At 34.4% G+C, this 15,734-nt stretch carries 20 protein-coding genes; 6 read left to right on the forward strand and 14 right to left on the reverse strand.

Annotated features, from left to right (window positions below; all coding sequences use genetic code 11):
* Window positions 1–108 precede the first annotated feature (108 nt).
* Together ACM9HF_RS11530 and ACM9HF_RS11535 are read left to right on the forward strand one after the other, a co-directional pair.
* Window positions 109–1,176 carry a tyrosine-type recombinase/integrase gene (locus ACM9HF_RS11530; protein WP_473608184.1) on the forward strand — a complete coding sequence of 356 codons (1,068 nt, stop codon included), beginning with the start codon at window positions 109–111 and terminating at the stop codon, window positions 1,174–1,176.
* A gap of 47 nt (window positions 1,177–1,223) precedes the next feature.
* A complete protein-coding gene (locus ACM9HF_RS11535) occupies window positions 1,224–1,670 on the forward strand; it encodes a hypothetical protein (protein ID WP_473608188.1) in 447 nt (148 codons plus the stop codon).
* A 251-nt stretch (window positions 1,671–1,921) separates the two neighbouring features.
* Here the strand turns inward: ACM9HF_RS11535 and ACM9HF_RS11540 are convergent, their stop codons facing one another.
* The 10 genes from ACM9HF_RS11540 to ACM9HF_RS11585 all read right to left on the reverse strand — a co-directional run bounded on the left by ACM9HF_RS11540 (window position 1,922) and on the right by ACM9HF_RS11585 (window position 8,447).
* Entirely contained in the window at window positions 1,922–3,289 is a 1,368-nt protein-coding gene (locus ACM9HF_RS11540; protein ID WP_473608192.1) for a zonular occludens toxin family protein, read from the reverse strand.
* The gene (locus ACM9HF_RS11545; protein ID WP_473608195.1) at window positions 3,289–3,705 is read right to left on the reverse strand and encodes a DUF2523 family protein; all 417 of its coding nucleotides are present in this window, start codon (window positions 3,703–3,705) and stop codon (window positions 3,289–3,291) included. Before ACM9HF_RS11545 ends, ACM9HF_RS11540 begins: the two co-directional genes overlap by 1 nt.
* Complete coding sequence (locus tag ACM9HF_RS11550; RefSeq protein ID WP_473608198.1) at window positions 3,702–5,321, reverse strand: collagen-like domain-containing protein; 1,620 nt, start codon at window positions 5,319–5,321, stop codon at window positions 3,702–3,704. Before ACM9HF_RS11550 ends, ACM9HF_RS11545 begins: the two co-directional genes overlap by 4 nt.
* A 138-nt stretch (window positions 5,322–5,459) precedes the next feature.
* Window positions 5,460–5,684, reverse strand: a complete 225-nt coding sequence (locus ACM9HF_RS11555) for a hypothetical protein (protein WP_473608203.1) — start codon at window positions 5,682–5,684, stop codon at window positions 5,460–5,462.
* Between the two features lie 30 nt (window positions 5,685–5,714).
* Window positions 5,715–6,074, reverse strand: a complete 360-nt coding sequence (locus ACM9HF_RS11560; RefSeq protein WP_473608206.1) for a hypothetical protein — start codon at window positions 6,072–6,074, stop codon at window positions 5,715–5,717.
* A complete protein-coding gene (locus ACM9HF_RS11565) occupies window positions 6,071–6,271 on the reverse strand; it encodes a hypothetical protein (protein WP_473608210.1) in 201 nt (66 codons plus the stop codon). Before ACM9HF_RS11565 ends, ACM9HF_RS11560 begins: the two co-directional genes overlap by 4 nt.
* A 3-nt stretch (window positions 6,272–6,274) precedes the next feature.
* A complete protein-coding gene (locus ACM9HF_RS11570) occupies window positions 6,275–6,604 on the reverse strand; it encodes a DNA-binding protein (RefSeq protein ID WP_473608214.1) in 330 nt (109 codons plus the stop codon).
* Between the two features lie 16 nt (window positions 6,605–6,620).
* Window positions 6,621–7,994, reverse strand: coding sequence for a replication initiation factor domain-containing protein (locus ACM9HF_RS11575; RefSeq protein WP_473608217.1), 1,374 nt, complete (start codon window positions 7,992–7,994; stop codon window positions 6,621–6,623).
* Window positions 7,984–8,187, reverse strand: coding sequence for a hypothetical protein (locus tag ACM9HF_RS11580; RefSeq protein WP_473608220.1), 204 nt, complete (start codon window positions 8,185–8,187; stop codon window positions 7,984–7,986). The genes ACM9HF_RS11575 and ACM9HF_RS11580 overlap by 11 nt, the downstream gene beginning before the upstream one ends.
* 2 nt (window positions 8,188–8,189) lie before the next feature.
* A complete protein-coding gene (locus ACM9HF_RS11585) occupies window positions 8,190–8,447 on the reverse strand; it encodes a pyocin activator PrtN family protein (RefSeq protein ID WP_473608224.1) in 258 nt (85 codons plus the stop codon).
* A gap of 69 nt (window positions 8,448–8,516) precedes the next feature.
* On the opposite strand from ACM9HF_RS11585, the gene ACM9HF_RS11590 reads away from it, so the two are divergent.
* On the forward strand, window positions 8,517–9,221 hold the full coding sequence (locus tag ACM9HF_RS11590; protein WP_473608227.1) for an XRE family transcriptional regulator: 705 nt from the start codon (window positions 8,517–8,519) through the stop codon (window positions 9,219–9,221).
* Window positions 9,222–9,339: 118 nt separating this feature from the next.
* On the forward strand, window positions 9,340–10,059 hold the full coding sequence (locus tag ACM9HF_RS11595; protein ID WP_473608231.1) for a DNA-methyltransferase: 720 nt from the start codon (window positions 9,340–9,342) through the stop codon (window positions 10,057–10,059).
* Here the strand turns inward: ACM9HF_RS11595 and ACM9HF_RS11600 are convergent.
* The 3 genes from ACM9HF_RS11600 to ACM9HF_RS11610 form a co-directional block, all read right to left on the reverse strand.
* Window positions 10,052–11,311 (reverse strand): DUF6575 domain-containing protein, encoded by a 1,260-nt coding sequence (locus tag ACM9HF_RS11600; protein ID WP_473608235.1) that lies wholly within the window; start codon window positions 11,309–11,311, stop codon window positions 10,052–10,054. The genes ACM9HF_RS11595 and ACM9HF_RS11600 overlap by 8 nt on opposite strands.
* On the reverse strand, window positions 11,308–11,700 hold the full coding sequence (locus tag ACM9HF_RS11605) for a hypothetical protein (protein ID WP_473608238.1): 393 nt from the start codon (window positions 11,698–11,700) through the stop codon (window positions 11,308–11,310). Before ACM9HF_RS11605 ends, ACM9HF_RS11600 begins: the two co-directional genes overlap by 4 nt.
* A gap of 463 nt (window positions 11,701–12,163) precedes the next feature.
* Window positions 12,164–12,586, reverse strand: coding sequence for a rhodanese-like domain-containing protein (locus ACM9HF_RS11610; protein ID WP_473608243.1), 423 nt, complete (start codon window positions 12,584–12,586; stop codon window positions 12,164–12,166).
* A 278-nt stretch (window positions 12,587–12,864) separates the two neighbouring features.
* Between ACM9HF_RS11610 and ACM9HF_RS11615 the strand changes: the two genes are divergently transcribed.
* On the forward strand, window positions 12,865–13,734 hold the full coding sequence (locus ACM9HF_RS11615; protein ID WP_473608247.1) for a LysR family transcriptional regulator: 870 nt from the start codon (window positions 12,865–12,867) through the stop codon (window positions 13,732–13,734).
* A gap of 138 nt (window positions 13,735–13,872) precedes the next feature.
* Here ACM9HF_RS11615 and ACM9HF_RS11620 read toward each other — a convergent pair whose 3' ends face one another.
* A complete protein-coding gene (locus tag ACM9HF_RS11620; RefSeq protein WP_473608252.1) occupies window positions 13,873–14,580 on the reverse strand; it encodes a PEP-CTERM sorting domain-containing protein in 708 nt (235 codons plus the stop codon).
* Window positions 14,581–15,133: 553 nt separating this feature from the next.
* Between ACM9HF_RS11620 and zur the strand changes: the two genes are divergently transcribed.
* Entirely contained in the window at window positions 15,134–15,568 is a 435-nt protein-coding gene (gene zur, locus ACM9HF_RS11625) for a zinc uptake transcriptional repressor Zur (RefSeq protein ID WP_473608256.1), read from the forward strand.
* Window positions 15,569–15,734 lie beyond the last annotated feature (166 nt).

A 15,734-nucleotide genomic window follows, 5' to 3' on the forward strand; every position in this document is an offset into this window, starting at 1 on the left:
AAAAACACCTTAAACAAATACTGTATAAATAAACATGAATTACCTTCAATTACCCTGAGTTTCAATATACAGTACACCATATGTACACCATAAAAAGTAGGATTAGAGATGGCCTCATTTACAATTACAAAAAGAGCTAAAGTAAACGGCGACTTTAGTTATCGTTGTGCGATTGTAGTTAAAAAAAACAGCGCGATTATACACCGAGAATCAAAAACATTCCGTAAAAAAGAATTAGCGCGTACTTATGGTAAGAGACGTATAGAAGAAATTGAAAATAATGAACTAGGTATTAGAAAAACAGTGTCATTAAGTACGTTACTTGATCTCTATATTGAAGATATTCATTTATGGGATAAAACAGGACGAACAAAACGATACGTTATTCAAATGCTAAGAGATTGTGAAATAGCAAAGATTCAAAGTAACAGACTAAAAACTAGTGATTTAATACAACATTGTAAGTTACGACTGAATGCAGGAGCCAAACCAGCAACAATTTATCATGATGTTTGTTATTTACGTGCAGTTATGAAAAAAGCACAGCCAGTATTTGATATTGATGCTAACGAAATTATATTCAATGAAGCTATACCTACTCTAATTGATATGGGATTAATCGGTAAGAGTGACCGACGAACTAGACGACCTACACTTATAGAACTAGACAAACTTAAAGAAGGTTTAGCGCTTAGACAAAATCAAAAACCTAACGGTAATGTAAGAATCCCATACTTAGACATTTTAGAATTTAGTATATTAACTTGTATGCGTATTGGTGAAGTATGTAAATTAAAATGGGTAGATTTAAACGAAGAACATAAAACAATTATTGTTCGTGATAGAAAAGATCCAAGGAAGAAAGAAGGTAATCATATGATCGCACCTTTGCTTGGTGGTTCATTCGATATAGTAATAAAGCAAAATAAAGCAAATGAATTAATATTTCCGTACAATTCAAGAAGCGTCACCGCTGGATTTCAACGTGTAAGAAATGAATTAGGTATAGAAGATTTAAGGTATCATGATTTAAGGCGAGAAGGTGCAAGTCGTTTATTTGAACAAGGCTACTCCATCGAAGAAGTAGCCCAAGTTACTGGCCACAGAAATTTGAATGTTTTATGGCAAGTTTATACTCAATTATTTCCGCATAAGCTACATTATAAATTTAAATAACAAAAAAGGTTACACTAAAACCTTCACTACCATTAAAAGGATAATAAATGGAAAAATCTACAGAAAAAAATAAAAAATGCATACAAATATTACTAGTAATTAGAAGCGTAACATTTCTAATAGCATCTTCTACATTAGTTATAGCACACCTTGCATGGTGTATACTTTATTTTAAAGACCTAGGTAACCTTACACTTGAAATACCAAAATTCTTAATTTTTATAAATCCAACTTTATATGTACTACTAATAGTATTTATAAATTTAATGTGCCTGTTATTTACTTTCTACGAACTATCTTATTTTCTCCACCTCGCAGACAACAAAATAAAGTCAAAAGTAAAAATGATAGTAGCTGCAGGAATAGTAATAATTTCTGTTTTAGGAGGCTTATTAGCTTACGCATTACCAACGGTAGGTATATTACTTACCCTACTAGCATTGGTTCTATCATATATACTCGATATAAAAATAAAAAAAAGTGAGTCTAAATAAAACCTTTACCCCCGTATTACTAAACGGGGGCCTATTAAAATCAAAGACTTACTAACGCACTTCGTTTGTTCAACAACGTTCTTTAACGACGAAGAGAAATCGTTAAAGCTGCGATTGTTCTCTATTTAATCTTATTAATAGGTATAAAAAAAACGAGCAGACGGTAAACCGCTTGCTCGCTTTCGTTGTCGTTGCTCAGGCTTCGCCCTCCGCCTCAGTGCTCTCGCGCTGGTTTACTTTGACTTTATTATTTAAATCAAACTTACATTAGGTGCAGCAGTCTGTTGAAGCCCATCATCATGTGTTTCAATCTTATTAGGTTCACAAAAAATATAGTTACTTACAGACTCGTACCGAAGCTCTAAGAGACATTCACTTTTATAAAAAATCTTATATCCCATCTTTTTAAAGAAATCAGAATCAACCGTAAATTGTTGCTCACCTGAATACATAGTAAATACATAATCACGCTCTACCCTATTATGGTCATATATAACGGTACTAATGCCATTCACATAAATAGAAGTAACACCGAAATGCTTTATTAAAGAACGGCTAGACGTAAACATAGTCTCAAAACTATCATGACGGAAAGAAATAGGATCACGTTTATCAGGAACTTCTTTACCAGATTTAGCAACTTGCTTTTGACTCTCAGGTACTTTCGATAACGCTTTCTTATCTTTGACCTCTTGAACAGATGAATTTTTAAGAGTCTCTTTAGGAGCGTCAGCGCTTGTTTTATCGAGTATAAAATAAAATAGATAAACAAAAACGGCGAGAACAGCAATAAAGCCGAATATAACAGTACTCGTAAAAGGCGATTGACCAGCGCCAGACTTAGTGCTTTTTCCAGTTGCGGTTGATTTATAAAGTTTAAAGACATCGAGAGGAACCTTTTTATATGAAGTTATATCGTTTTTTCCAACCGTAATACCGTTAGATTTTGGTGAATGCTCTAGTATTCTAGGTCGTCGTTTAAAGTACGGTAACGGCATTGCATCTTTGCTCACATGCGCATAAGCCACTTCGCACACAGAGCGAACAAACGTAGACACCTCTTTAATATCAGGCGTAGCGATTAAAATATCCCAGTTGTAATGACGGTGACGCATAAAACATTCACGTAATGTTCTTGGATAACGTAAATAATCACGTTCATCAAAAAGGGATTCGCCTATATCATCAAGATAGTCTTCAATGTTAATAGAACCTTTTATGGCCCTTTGTTCTTGGTGGTATATCTCTTTAAATTCATTTGGTAAATGCTCATCAAAAGCCCCTTCCTGAACATAATCATAATCTGATGCTTTGAACGATTTATCGTTTGGATAGATGTCTTGTATTTCATCTAAGAAAATTAACGCCCCAATCGGTAACCAATGATAAAAATTACGCATTAACGTCATACCTAAATCATTACCTATTGAGATACGTAATAATCTAGCGGTATTAGGAAAAATCTCATCTAATTCCTTTTGTATAACCTCAAGTGTTTTTATACCTTGTAAATTGGTAACAACAACACGGCCAGCACGTAAAGCCGGTACTATTTCAAACCACATGGCCGTTGATGATTTATAAGAACCTGGAGCACCATGAAATATTTTAGTCGCCATTAGTTAAACCCCGAGTAAACAAGTCGTGTAACCCAAGCTTCAACTACTAAGGTTAATGCTTCAAAAAATCGTAAATCAACGGCCAGTTGTTTCATATCCTGAGGCAATGCAGAAATCGCGCTATTAATAAAAGATGAAATATCTATCATGCTTAAAAAAGTTAACGCGACCTCATGAGAGAACTTCAAAGATTCATACATAGCAAAAAACTGAAGTTTTAAGTAAAACGAAGTCACCCAAACAAAGAAGTTATTTATAAGCTCAGGTATTGTTACAAAGATAAAATTATTAATATCGGCAAGGATATTCGAGACAAACGTAAAGAAGCCTGACAGGCCATCAACTGAGCCGCTTGTAACCTCTTGAGCCAATACAGAAAACGAAAAAAGACAACAAACTACAATGATTAATCTCATACTTTAATCCCCGACAGCACTATCGTTAAAGCCATTAAAGATGCTAAAAAATAAATAATATTAGCGAGTCCGCCAAAATGTTGAGTAATACGCGAAATAGAAATGTCATGTTGCCCCCATTGACCTAAATCAAGATTACGAGACTCATAACCGCTAGAAGAAGCATTAAACGTAAATTTCCCTTTTATAACGTCATGAAAAGTTGAGTTTTCACGTTTAATAAGCTCTTTATAATTACCGACCGCTATATCATTGTTTAAAATCGATTCAGCAGTAAAGAAGCCGTTATAAGCTTCAGAATTAGAAACACTCGAAGAAAAATTATAAGGTGATTTAATATAACCAAAACCGTCATTAATAGAGTCAGCAACCGCTTGCAGATTCAACACAGAGCCATCTTGTCCATTAACACCAACAGCCCCATCTTTACCGTCTACACCATCACGGCCATTTTCAATCGAGCTACTAGATTCACCGCAAATAACTTGTGTTACGTGACTGGTTGATGTTGTTGTATAACAACCTTCTCCATCTGCCCCATCTACACCGTCTTTTCCGTCAACGCCATCAACACCATCTTTTCCATCAACTCCGTCAATTCCATCTGTCCCATCTACACCGTCTGAAGTATCAACGGCCTGTATAGCAACCTCTAACATTGAAATTTGTTGGTCCTGTAACGTGTTATCCTGAGTTAATAAACTTATCTCCTGATTGTTACGAACCACATCATTAACAACCATATTCATGGATTGGTCTAAAAAAGAAAGATCATCAAATAAATCTGAAATGTTATTTTCATTAGACTGCACTTGTTGAAGAACAAGGGGATCAACAACACCATCTTTACCGTCTTTTCCATCTGTGCCATTAATTCCATCGACACCATTTATTCCATCTGTTCCATCAACACCATTGGTTCCATTTGTTCCATCAACACCGTCTTTTCCATTTATTCCATTAGCGCCATTGAGACCATTCAAACCATCAGTCCCATTTACACCATCAGTACCATCAGTACCATTAGTACCGTTTTCTCCATCTTCACCATCGATTCCATCAATACCGTCTTTTCCATCAGCACCATCTTGACCCGCTTGTCCTTGTAACCCCCTATCACCTTTCAAGGTAGATGTTAATATTGCTTCATCAGGTAACTGACTGATATCAGAAATAGACCCCGTATCTTCAAAGCTACCGCAGGAATGGACCCAATTAGCAACATTGGTAAACTCAAATTGACTGACATATCCAGAGGGGCATCCCTGAGAAGCAAAAGCAAGACAAGAATCAGAAGAGTTGCAATCTAAACCACAAACCATACCTATCTCTGAAGACATATAACAATCAGAAGATATATTAAAAGAAGCAGAGAAAACCCTTAAATCTCCATTAGGTCGACGATACGTCGCTTTAACTAAATCTGGATAACTTATTTGAAATTCCCCCGTTAACACATAACCATCTAAGTTATGAAATAAACCTGCACATGATTCAAAATCAGTACAAGTTGCCCCTGTAGGGATTTGAGGTTGAAGACCACTTCTTACACTAAAAGCCGCATAACTAGAAAATGAAGCGGTAAAAAAGATAATAATAAAAATTAATGATTTCATAGGAAAAACCTTAAAAAAAAGGAGGCTTAAAAAGCCCCCTATTTTGATAACAACTATATTACGAGGCTCTAATACCCGATGTGAATCCCTCGAACATTGCGTAATACAACGCACAAGCTAAAAATATAGTTGTCACCATTACTTTTTAAACCAGCCCGTTAAGGCGTTAACACCAAAACCAAGAATTGCTATACCGATAACCGCTAAAATTACCGCTGTTACGTTTGCTGAACCTTCAGTCGAAGCCGTTGCAATTTCAGTTGTATAATCAGCCGCAAAAGCACCACCAGAAACAAGAGCAGTAGTAACTGCTGAGGCAACAAAAGTGCGACCTTTTTTAATCATATTGATAGTTTTTGACATAATAATTTCCCCTTCAGGAATGATTTTAAATTAAGATTTACCGAACCAGCGAACAATACGTCCGCCAAAGTGTGACGTTAAAAAAGCCATAATTAGCGCTAATTCAACTATTGCAAATAACTCTGCATCAAAAGCAAAAAGCTTATTGAGAGTTACTTCCAAATTTCCAGACGAGGCGCTTGCCCCGCCAATTAATGCTTCAAAATCGGGCTTTGTGAGTATTATCATTCCAGTACATTGCTCTACTGAAGTGCTTGTTAATCCCACTGTCCCATCGTTAAGTTCTCTTGCACAAAATGCTGCATTTGCGGTTTGCGAAATAACGAGCAAAAGAAAGATAATGATTAAAAAATACAACGCCCTAAATTGAATTAATTTAAATCCGTTCATGACGTAATACTCAGTAATTTATCTTTAACCCGTACATCATATTCATGGCATATAGGGCAACATGAAAAATCGTTCAAAATAGCCAGAAATTCAGGAAAACCAACCCAGTTACATGAGGTACATTCAAAAGCCACATTGTCTAAAACGCGCTCTGTTATGTTCATTGGTTTGTTATGAATAACGACTATTTGAACCATGCGTTAAGCGACCTTTGATTGTTCTAATACAGATAAAACGGCGTTTCTATCGGTATAGATACTTTGAAAGTTACCTAACTGAACGGGTAGCTCTACAATGGCAAAATGATTGTCGTTAAGTGATTTCATAAAGGCAGAATCTTTTTCTTTTTCTGCTGATATACGAACGTTATTTACAAACGGTCTAACACCGCCGTAACCATCACTTCCGTATGTTTCAATACCTATTTCAGTAAAGTTAGTTGTCTTTTCTTCACCGTTAGCATTTGTATATTTGCGAACGGTAGGTCGAACGCCTAGTAACTTGCCACGTAAAATAATTCCAGTTTCCATTTGATTAACCTCTCATTTAAATTGATTGTGTTTGTTCTAAAAATTGTTGTTCTGTTATGGGTATAAGTAGCCGTTTAGGGAAAGCTTCCTTGCTCAATGGATTTTTGATACCAACTAAAAATTTATCGACTATTTCACTGTCAGACATATCGCATAAATGGCGCATCATGTTGATAGCTTTACGCGTTGAAACAACTTGATTCTCAATGATTTTTTCAACCGTCATAAGTGCTTTTTTAACCACTGTTTTTATGACTGATTGCTCTTCATTTAAAAAATGAAGGGCTGGATAAGCACCTGCTAAAAATTCACTGGGTTTAATCATTGTTTCTAATGGGATCACACGTTGACTTGAATGCAGTTCAAGTTCCCAGCGAACCCATTTATCTTTTGGGTCCCCCATCTGTATGCCTTTTTCATATACACGAAGAAGTTTTCCAGATTCACGACTGCCTACATATAAGGTTCTTCCCTTGTCAGGAACGAATGCAAATTGGCGTTTGTATGTTTGTTTCATGGCTTTGCATAAGTGGCCTGATTCAACATACATGTAAGAAGAAGGACGTCCGCCACAATTAAAAGCGCCTTGTTCAGCTAATCTTTTAGCTGATTTAATAGAACGAGTACCTGAAAAATCGTCATAGGCTAAATCGATACGGGTAATTTTGATTTCTGGAATATGCTGTATTTCTTGATACAGTCTTTGAAAGTCTATGGCTTCACAGCCCGTTCCCATGAATGACACGTAACAGCCGAGGTTTTTACCGCCCCAACAAATAACACCCGCTTGTTCTCCTTCAGCAAATATATTGGCTGAGTAGGTGTAATTAAAACGACCTGATGGATTGTTTTTGATGGTCCACATGTAGTTGTTTTTTGAAAAGACTTTGTTAAGTAAACAAACGAAACGTTCTGACTCTCCACAACACAGTGTGTCGAGCATGTTAACGCCAATGTTCTCTAATAAATTGTTTAATCGGTCACCGTATTTTTTTGAGGTATCGACTTCGAGTTCGCCTTTAAACATTTGGCGCAGTTCGTAACGTGCAGCGACTTCATTTTCTGCTAGTCTAAAACTTTCAGAACTCAGCCCTTTAAATTTACGCTCGTTGTATTCACGCGTAATACCTTCAGCGGTTTCTTTGTAGCTTTCTAGAATGTCGTTATATGCAACATGGTTAAATGTTTCAGCCGCAGCTAAGTCGATGTTCTTTTTTATTTCTAAATTAGACAGTTTACGTAGTAGTGCATTACCTTGAATTTCTTCTATGTCGCTCTTTTTGATGCAAGCGCCAACTTTAGCGAGTTGTTTTATATGGAGAAGTTCTTGCGGTGACCAGGTAAGTGATAACGCATCAACTTTACAAAAAAGTGCTTTTTTATTGTTCATCAAACACCCCTTGTTCATAAAGTTGTTGCCAATTTTCATCTGTTACTTCAATTAAGTTGAAGTCTTCACCGTAGATAGGTTGAAGAAATGAGATTAATGACATTAGATTTGTAAAGTGGTGCACTTGGCCTTTGTGTTGAATACACACATCGCCCCATTGCTCTACTTGAAAATAAATGTCTTTGATTGTCATAGTTAGGCCAAGTTAACTCGTTGCCATTGGTGACTAGCTTCTGCATATTGCTTGTCGATATAATTTGCTAAGTCTTCTACTTTTATAAATACTGGTGAACGCTCTGACTTAATTAGGCTAAAAGTAGGCACGGGGAAATCTTCACCTTTGATTTTTTGTTTAGCTGTTTTAACCGTGATACCAAAGAATTCTTGGCATACATCTTTTAGCTCAATCACAGGAGATTCAAAGCGTGCCAAAAGTGCAAAATTTGTATTCATATGTCACCTATGTGATTATTCAGGGTTAAAGCAATTCAAAGCGATTAGAGTCGACACAAGGTTCGATAAATGGAACCTGTGACAATCATAAATCCATATATGGAACCATGTCAAATGAATTATGGCAAAAAAATAAAAATCCTCCGTGAATCAATGAATAAAACTCAAGCCGAATTTTCAGAAATTACTGGCATATCATTGAGTACATTGAAAAAAATCGAAGGAGGGTTCTCTAACGTTGGTGTTTCAGTAATTGATAAAATAATTACCACACCAACCCTTGAAGAACATGTTTTATGGTTTATGACTGGAAAAGGAAATCTAGAGGTGGAACCAACAAAAAATGTCATAGAAGGCCATATAAAATTACCTTTTTATGAAGTAAAAGCATCAGCTGGTGAAGGATTATTAGTTGAAGCTGAAGAACAAACACACTTAATAAGCTTTGAGCCAAAATGGCTAAATAAAGAAATAGGTGTAAACCCAAATGATGTATTTTTGATGTTAGTTGACGGTGACAGCATGTACCCAACATTAAAGAACGGTGCCATGATAATGGTAAATAAACACTTTAATGGCTTGAATGATGGGATTTATGTAATAAGACATGACAATAATTTACTAGTCAAAAGATTACAGGTCTTACCTAAAGGTATTATAAAGGTGAAATCAGATAACCATATGTACGAGCCTTGGGAAATAAATAAAGAAGACATTAATGGAACAGATATAGAGTTAATTGGCCGAGTTGTTTGGTCAGGTCAAAGAATGTAGGAAGTGCCTAAGTGTTATACAACGGTATTGTTATTATATAAATTCCAATTCATTGCATTGCTAGGATAAAACATGACACAATACACTGTATAAATTAACATAACTTTTAGAGAGTAAAATGGACGCTTCAAAAGAAGATATAATTAATAAAAATATCGAAACGGAATTTGACATAAGTAATAAAGATGCTATTGATTGGTTAAAATCTCAAGATGATAACTCTATAAACCTCTTTATAACCGACCCTCCTTATGAATCTCTAGAAAAGCACAGAAAAATTGGAACTACAACAAGATTAAAAAAAAGTAAATCATCAAGCAACCAATGGTTTGAGATATTTCCAAACTCTAGATTTGAAGAACTTTTCAAAGAAGTCTATCGTGTTTTAGCTAAAAATAGCCACTTCTATCTCTTTTGCGATCAAGAAACAGCATTTATAGCAAAACCAATTGCTGAAAACGCTGGTTTTAAATTTTGGAAACCAATTATTTGGGACAAAATGGCTATTGGGATGGGTTATCATTATAGAGCAAGATATGAATTTATTTTATTTTTTGAAAAAGGAAAGCGTAAGTTAAATGACTTATCGATACCGGACATACTTCAAGAAAAAAGAATTTGGCGTGGTTATCCAACAGAAAAACCGACAAACCTAGCTAAGACATTAATAATACAAAGCTCTGAAGAAGGCGATGTTGTAGCTGATGCTTTTTGTGGAGCGGGATTTGTAGGTTGTGCTTCAGCCGAATTAAAACGAAATTTTAAAGGTAACGATTTAAGTGCTAAAGCTGTTGAAATAACTAACCAAAGATTAAATAAAATTAAAAATCCTATTTAAACTCCTTAAAGTTTCTAACCCAAGACTTTAAGGTTTGAGCTCTTCTTTTAGCTGTTCCTTCACTCAAACCATTACAAAATTGAATAAGGAAATCAGTGGCTGATTCCCCATTTATATCTAACAAGTCTTTAACTCCCTGATTAAGCATCCAAATACTTCCACACTCTGTATGCATAAATTGGGTTTTGATTATACTTACAAAATCCTTATTTGACGAACTTACAGCATCTAAACCAAGTGGTGTTAACTTTGAATAATCATGCACTAAAGCAAGTAACTCACATGCATCTCGATAATAACTGACTTGTCTTTGATGGACTCCGAGATCGCTAGCAGTAACAAAACCTTTATTCTTTGTTAAAGTTAAAAAAAGCCTGAGAGTTTCAAAATTATCAGCTTGAGGCACCATGCTACTATCTAGATAAGTACCAAGCCTATCATCAACAATATCAATGAGCTCATATACATATGCCTCAGTTAATTCAATAATAATGTCTGTAGATTCTTCATCAATTAATTGAATAGTTAATCTATGCGAGAGAACCTCGTCAAACAATCTTTTTACTAACCTTAAATCAAGCTCTTTTTCATCAATAGCATGAATGAAATCATCTTTATTGGAAAGCCTATTTAGTATCTCATGAACCTCTTCTTTATCAGTATCTTTATTTTGAACCTCAACACGGTATATAAAAGAACCTGGGATAGCATCGTGTAGCAATATTTTTGAAGGAATATCATGTTTTTTCCAAACATTTTTACAAAAATAACCAAAACTATCATTTGCCCCGTTAAGAATAGACGAATCAATTGCTTTACTATTTGGCTTATTAATTCTTATTTTATGAGTATGCTTTCGTCTATTATCATAATTAATATTTTCATGTATAAAAACATCCAGATTCGGCCACTGATAAGGTAAATCTTTCACTAAACATAAAGATTCTTTTGCTGGAGAGTCATCAAATGGCTCCATATACAAAATCGCTTTATAATTTTTATTTTGAATAAGTGCGCTGACAATTGGAATATCTTTATTTTCCAATTTCCTTACTTTTTCTTCAGAAATAGGGGCAAAAATCCACAATTCATTACTTTCATCAACACCTAAGTCATAACAAAAGAATAATTGATCATTCTCATTATATGCAGTAAAAATTAAAGGCTGTTCATAGAAACTATATACATTGTGATAGTACAAATCTCCATAAATTGAAGACGTTTTGAAAAGTAAATCAGATTTCTTACTCATAATACTTCAAACCCATCAGGGAAAACATTTTGATAAAACCAAACAGTAACATGAGTTTTAGAGTCTTTTTCTCCAACTCCCATATCTCTAGTTATAGCTCCTTTAGCCACTTTTTTCGAACCAAATTTATTTGGATTACCTTTAATAACACTAACCAGTTTAGATTTATCCAAAGAAAATGAAGTGCCGTAATAACCCGCGGAATCTCTAAATTTAGACTGTTTGATCATATGAGATTGTAAAGGGTCTTTATTGCTAGGCACGAAATCATCTCTTAAAGGAGGATTATTTCCTACCATTCTATAAAGTTCTATATTTATAGGTGCCGCTTTTTCACTAGGAACTTGAATATGAGTAGGGTAATCACTGGGGAATTTTTTATTTACCACTTAATATCTTCCATGACAATTTTACTTCTTTGATAACCGCGATTCTAATGAAAAAATGTCCAAATTTCAATAAAATGATTAAATAGTATAAAGTTTAAACAATTAAAGCTTGACTCAGCAGGTAAAAAATAGAGGAAGTACGCCTATTGTACACCTAGCAGTGCATCAAGCCTTTGTTTTCAAATAAGTCAGTCCAATCGAGCATGGGTGCAACGGAAAGTTTATGAGAAATCATAAAGCATTAAAACCTTTCAAATACGCAATAAGTTAGTTATTAGTGATAACTGCTAAAATTTGCGCGAATTATACGGGGTTTATATACGCCACACAAAATAAATGAAAATTTAATACACATTTATTCATTTGTACTTTACTCATTTAGTTCAGCTGTTAGTGATTGACTCTTCATCCTGTTAAAAACTTACGATCTAAAGTAATAACTTAAATCAATATTTTAGAAAAATCACACTTGGGCATTAGCTTGATATCTATTTACTGGGTAACGTTCAAAATCTTCCCAGTAATGTATGCCGCCAATCATCTCCTTAACAGCAAAGCCTAGAGCAGATATTTTTTTAGCCGCTTTTGTTGCTCCGTTACAACCAGGTCCCCAGCAATAAACAACAAATATCGTATTTTTAGGATACTTCGCGAAAGATTCAGCTGTTATCTGTGCATGAGGCATACTGATGGCTGTAATAGCATGGCTTTTATCAAAAGCTTCTTTAGAACGCACATCAAGTAATAAATAGTCATTAGCGCCTGCTTTTATATCTGCGTACACATCAGAGCAATCAGTTTCAAAACTTAATTTGTTAGAAAAAAATGTATTAGCAACTTTGCTATTCGCGGGTGAAAATTCAAGCACATTAGATGATGAAGGCATAATTAATTTCCTTTATTTGTTACTTTAATAGGCGATTTAAAATCGTAAGTGGTTTTCGATATATACACGTAATCATTCAAGATGCGGGTTTCAGTGGGAACTTGATTGGTTACGGCTATAAAGTAAAACGATTCACAAAACTTCGCTATTCATAAAATATGAAGTGAGTATTCATGATTTATGAATGCTATTAAAAGTCTATTTTAGGTATAGTGCAAAGGTTAAAAAACAAGTTAATAGTTTAACTTTCTCGCTTTTATTAATACGAAGAGACATGCATGGAATTTTATCATTTACGCTCATTTGTTGTTGTTGCAAAAACAGGTAATCTTACCGCCGCAGCTAAACAGTTATGTACAACACCGCCAGCAATTAGTGCTCATATTAAAAGTCTTGAAGAAGAATTAAAAACACCTTTATTTGATCGTTCAAGTAAAGGTATGGCCCTTACCGAGAAAGGTAAACTACTATTACCTAAAGCTGAAAAAACTTTAAATTCGGCTATTGATATGGTTAATTTAGCGGTAGAAAATCAAAGTGAAATAATAGGCGAATTTAAACTCTCGATTAATCAATCACCTAATCTGCTCAATTTACCCCTTTTATTAGAAAACATAACGGAAAACTGCCAAGGCATTCATTTAAATATTGAAACGCTTTCTAGCGGAGCTGCTTTATCCGCATTGCAAAGCAATATCATTGACGGTGCATATATTTATGGTGAAGTTCCTAATGAGCTATTTGCATTGCCTATCAAACAGCAAAATATTACAACTATTGCTCCGGCTACCACGCTTTTAACTCATGAAAGCTTGATCACTGATTTAGCACAAGCCCCTTGGATAACGATGGGAAAATACTGTCCCTTTGATGACAAATTAAAATCTACACTAAAACAGTTTACTACCGCAAATATAAATACAAGTAGCGACGAAACAAGATTACAACTAGTAAAAGCAGGTTATGGTCTGAGCTTTTTAGAATACGATGAAGCACAAGAAGCTGAAAGGTTACAATACGTAAAACGACTCCCGCAATTAGATTTTGAGATCCCGTTATTTTTTGCGATTAATAAAAACAGATCAGATGAACCCGTTATTAAAGCTGTATTACAAGAAATAAAAATACTTTGGAATATTAAACTGTAAACACTGACAACAATAAACAACATACTTCCCAGCGAGTGTCAGAATATTTTACACAATAAAAAAGCACCATAAATATGGTGCTTTTATTAGAGATATTTATTTAAAATTAAATAAACATTAATTTATTAACATAATAAATTAAGCAGATTTTTTAGCTTTACGGCTTAAAGCAAAACCAGCAAGACCTAAACCAAAAATAGCTAAAGAACCAGTTTCTGGAACAGAAGTTGTTACTTTATCAGTGAAGTTATATGTAACATTTAAAATAGCAGAAGCCGAAGTATTAACGTTAACATCAACATTACCGCCACCACCAGCTACAGCATAACCACCGAAAGTACCTAAACCTACTGTAGAAACAGTACCAGCACCGATAAAGTTTAAGAAATCAGCATTTGAAGCGTCGATAGTAATGTTCATCATATCAGAACCAGTTAAACCTAAACCGGCATACTCATCTGCACCACCAGCTCCTGGGATATCTGTATCACCTGAATCATCAGCAGCTAAAGCTTGAAACCCTGTATCAGCTGATAAAGCAATGTTAAGTGCGCCTAAGCCTAAAAATGAACCAATAGTATCAACAGATACAGTACCACGTGCTGTAGTTGCTGAAACATTGTCATTATCTAAAATCATGTCTGATAACATAGCTGCAGAAAAAGAGATATCTACGGTATTAAGTGTACCCATGCTGCTGTCGAATTGTGATACTGTTAATGTATCAAACCAATCGGTAGTTGAAGAAATGTGGTTATCTGAATAAGAAATTACACCAGCTTGTGCTAATGGAGATAATGCGACAACAGCAACAGCCGATAATAATTTTTTCTTAAAATTTTTCATTTTTATTCCTTTCGTTTTAATAAAAGCTGTTCTTATTATGAACAGCCATACTGAATTAATTTAGTTTGTTCGACTCGTTACTCAAACAACACACAAAGAGTTAACAAAATGTTAATACAACTAACATTTCCGAACACAAACGCAGTCAGCAAGCTAAATGCCAACTTTATAACACATTGAATTAAAACAAATAAAACAACTTGTTAATATAATGTTAAATAAACCTGTAAATTTTAATGACACAAAAACCTTTAAGAAACAACATATTGAATACATTATTTAATATATACGATCACCATCCTCATTAATATTAACAAATATTTAACATAATTCTAGCGACATAGCTGCAACAATTCCTCCTGATCGCTTTTTGATAAATATTTACCTAGCAATTCTATTGAAAACATCGAAATTTCGATGTTCATTTATTAAAAATTCATACATTTTGTATGACTAAGGTTATAAATTGAATTGCAATAGTGGCGAATTCATCTAGACGCATAGGATCACTATGATAAACTTGAAGAGTCATTTACCCTGAATAATGAAAAATATGCTTACTGAAAAACTATTAGAACAAGCGAAACACGTTTGCCAAACTCGTGGAGCTAGATTTACCCCAGCGCGTGAACAAGTATTTAAAATTCTTGCTCAACATGATGGCGCAATAGGTGCTTATGATTTATTAGATCAATTAAAGAAAGTTGACGCTTCAGCTAAACCCGCCACTATATATAGAGCATTAGATTTTTTGGGTAAACAAGGCTTTGTTCATAAAATTGAATCTATTAATTCATTTGTTATGTGTCATCACTTCAGTGAATGTAGTCACCCAGTTCAGTTACTTATTTGTGACATTTGTGGATACGTTGAAGAAATTCAATCAAATGACTTAGACTCGTCACTAAGAATAATGGCCGATACGCATGGATTTTCAATTAGCCATCAAATTGTTGAAGCACACGGTACCTGTAAAAATTGTCAATAATGGCTCCCAATTAATCACTTTGTAACTCCAATTTGACAATTGATCTGCTATTAATCTTATCTTTATGTATTCTTATCGCATACTTATAGCTACCCCTTAACGGACTGAAGCAGGTTATGTTATAAAGCTATGAAGAATAAAAAACATATTAAAAATGCATAATGGG

It is taken from the genome of Colwellia sp. RE-S-Sl-9 (genome assembly GCF_048296855.1).
Lineage (GTDB): Bacteria > Pseudomonadota > Gammaproteobacteria > Enterobacterales > Alteromonadaceae > Pseudocolwellia.

Excerpts from the sequence above, each read along its gene's own strand:
- ACM9HF_RS11530 (WP_473608184.1), top strand. The coding sequence starts at position 109 with ATGGCCTCATTTACAATTACAAAAAGAGCTAAAGTAAACGGCGACTTT.
- ACM9HF_RS11535 (WP_473608188.1), top strand. The coding sequence starts at position 1,224 with ATGGAAAAATCTACAGAAAAAAATAAAAAATGCATACAAATATTACTA.
- ACM9HF_RS11540 (WP_473608192.1), bottom strand. The coding sequence starts at position 3,289 with ATGGCGACTAAAATATTTCATGGTGCTCCAGGTTCTTATAAATCATCA.
- ACM9HF_RS11545 (WP_473608195.1), bottom strand. The coding sequence starts at position 3,705 with ATGAGATTAATCATTGTAGTTTGTTGTCTTTTTTCGTTTTCTGTATTG.
- ACM9HF_RS11550 (WP_473608198.1), bottom strand. The coding sequence starts at position 5,321 with ATGAAATCATTAATTTTTATTATTATCTTTTTTACCGCTTCATTTTCT.
- ACM9HF_RS11555 (WP_473608203.1), bottom strand. The coding sequence starts at position 5,684 with ATGTCAAAAACTATCAATATGATTAAAAAAGGTCGCACTTTTGTTGCC.
- ACM9HF_RS11560 (WP_473608206.1), bottom strand. The coding sequence starts at position 6,074 with ATGAACGGATTTAAATTAATTCAATTTAGGGCGTTGTATTTTTTAATC.
- ACM9HF_RS11565 (WP_473608210.1), bottom strand. The coding sequence starts at position 6,271 with ATGGTTCAAATAGTCGTTATTCATAACAAACCAATGAACATAACAGAG.
- ACM9HF_RS11570 (WP_473608214.1), bottom strand. The coding sequence starts at position 6,604 with ATGGAAACTGGAATTATTTTACGTGGCAAGTTACTAGGCGTTCGACCT.
- ACM9HF_RS11575 (WP_473608217.1), bottom strand. The coding sequence starts at position 7,994 with ATGAACAATAAAAAAGCACTTTTTTGTAAAGTTGATGCGTTATCACTT.
- ACM9HF_RS11580 (WP_473608220.1), bottom strand. The coding sequence starts at position 8,187 with ATGACAATCAAAGACATTTATTTTCAAGTAGAGCAATGGGGCGATGTG.
- ACM9HF_RS11585 (WP_473608224.1), bottom strand. The coding sequence starts at position 8,447 with ATGAATACAAATTTTGCACTTTTGGCACGCTTTGAATCTCCTGTGATT.
- ACM9HF_RS11590 (WP_473608227.1), top strand. The coding sequence starts at position 8,517 with ATGGAACCTGTGACAATCATAAATCCATATATGGAACCATGTCAAATG.
- ACM9HF_RS11595 (WP_473608231.1), top strand. The coding sequence starts at position 9,340 with ATGGACGCTTCAAAAGAAGATATAATTAATAAAAATATCGAAACGGAA.
- ACM9HF_RS11600 (WP_473608235.1), bottom strand. The coding sequence starts at position 11,311 with ATGAGTAAGAAATCTGATTTACTTTTCAAAACGTCTTCAATTTATGGA.
- ACM9HF_RS11610 (WP_473608243.1), bottom strand. The coding sequence starts at position 12,586 with ATGCCTTCATCATCTAATGTGCTTGAATTTTCACCCGCGAATAGCAAA.
- ACM9HF_RS11615 (WP_473608247.1), top strand. The coding sequence starts at position 12,865 with ATGGAATTTTATCATTTACGCTCATTTGTTGTTGTTGCAAAAACAGGT.
- ACM9HF_RS11620 (WP_473608252.1), bottom strand. The coding sequence starts at position 14,580 with ATGAAAAATTTTAAGAAAAAATTATTATCGGCTGTTGCTGTTGTCGCA.
- zur (WP_473608256.1), top strand. The coding sequence starts at position 15,134 with ATGCTTACTGAAAAACTATTAGAACAAGCGAAACACGTTTGCCAAACT.